Origin of the sequence: Vreelandella janggokensis (assembly GCF_031451615.1) — a bacterium.
Taxonomy (GTDB): domain Bacteria; phylum Pseudomonadota; class Gammaproteobacteria; order Pseudomonadales; family Halomonadaceae; genus Vreelandella; species Vreelandella janggokensis.
Window position 1 is genome coordinate 1 of sequence record NZ_JARWAJ010000013.1, and the last position, 1,594, is coordinate 1,594.

A 1,594-nucleotide genomic window follows, 5' to 3' on the forward strand; every position below is an offset into this window, starting at 1 on the left:
TGATCAGGTAATTCATTGTGAGCGCTTACCGCGAGGAGTGATGCATCGTTTAAGGAGGTGATCCAGCCGCAGGTTCCCCTACGGCTACCTTGTTACGACTTCACCCCAGTCATGAACCACACCGTGGTGATCGCCCTCCAAAGTTAGGCTAACCACTTCTGGTGCAGTCCACTCCCATGGTGTGACGGGCGGTGTGTACAAGGCCCGGGAACGTATTCACCGTGCCATTCTGATGCACGATTACTAGCGATTCCGACTTCACGGAGTCGAGTTGCAGACTCCGATCCGGACTGAGACCGGCTTTAAGGGATTCGCTGACTCTCGCGAGCTCGCAGCCCTTTGTACCGGCCATTGTAGCACGTGTGTAGCCCTACCCGTAAGGGCCATGATGACTTGACGTCGTCCCCACCTTCCTCCGGTTTGTCACCGGCAGTCTCCCTAGAGTTCCCGACCGAATCGCTGGCAAATAGGGACAAGGGTTGCGCTCGTTACGGGACTTAACCCAACATTTCACAACACGAGCTGACGACAGCCATGCAGCACCTGTCTCTGCGCTCCCGAAGGCACCAAGTGATCTCTCACAAGTTCGCAGGATGTCAAGGGTAGGTAAGGTTCTTCGCGTTGCATCGAATTAAACCACATGCTCCACCGCTTGTGCGGGCCCCCGTCAATTCATTTGAGTTTTAACCTTGCGGCCGTACTCCCCAGGCGGTCGACTTATCGCGTTAACTTCGCCACAAAGTGCGCTAGGCACCCAACGGCTGGTCGACATCGTTTACGGCGTGGACTACCAGGGTATCTAATCCTGTTTGCTACCCACGCTTTCGCACCTCAGTGTCAGTGTCAGTCCAGAAGGCCGCCTTCGCCACTGGTATTCCTCCCGATCTCTACGCATTTCACCGCTACACCGGGAATTCTACCTTCCTCTCCTGCACTCTAGCCTAATAGTTCCGGATGCCGTTCCCAGGTTGAGCCCGGGGCTTTCACAACCGGCTTATCAAGCCACCTACGCGCGCTTTACGCCCAGTAATTCCGATTAACGCTTGCACCCTCCGTATTACCGCGGCTGCTGGCACGGAGTTAGCCGGTGCTTCTTCTGCGAGTGATGTCTTTCCTGCCGGGTATTAACCGACAGGCGTTCTTCCTCGCTGAAAGTGCTTTACAACCCGAGGGCCTTCTTCACACACGCGGCATGGCTGGATCAGGGTTGCCCCCATTGTCCAATATTCCCCACTGCTGCCTCCCGTAGGAGTTCGGGCCGTGTCTCAGTCCCGATGTGGCTGATCATCCTCTCAGACCAGCTACGGATCGTCGCCTTGGTGAGCCATTACCTCACCAACCAGCTAATCCGGCATAGGCTCATCCAATAGCGGGAGCCTAAGCCCCCTTTCTCCCGTAGGACGTATGCGGTATTAGCCTGGGTTTCCCCAGGTTATCCCCCACTACCGGGTAGATTCCTATGCGTTACTCACCCGTCCGCCGCTCGTCAGCATCCAGCAAGCTGGACCTGTTACCGCTCGACTTGCATGTGTTAGGCCTGCCGCCAGCGTTCAATCTGAGCCATGATCAAACTCTTCAGTTTACAATCATTGTG

The 1,594-nt window shown here is 55.9% G+C and carries 1 rRNA gene; it reads right to left on the bottom strand.

Features of this window, described 5'->3' with window-relative positions:
* Positions 1 to 50: 50 nt before the first annotated feature.
* Positions 51 to 1,582, bottom strand: a 16S ribosomal RNA gene (locus tag QC816_RS18250).
* Between the last annotated feature and the right edge of the window lie 12 nt (positions 1,583 to 1,594).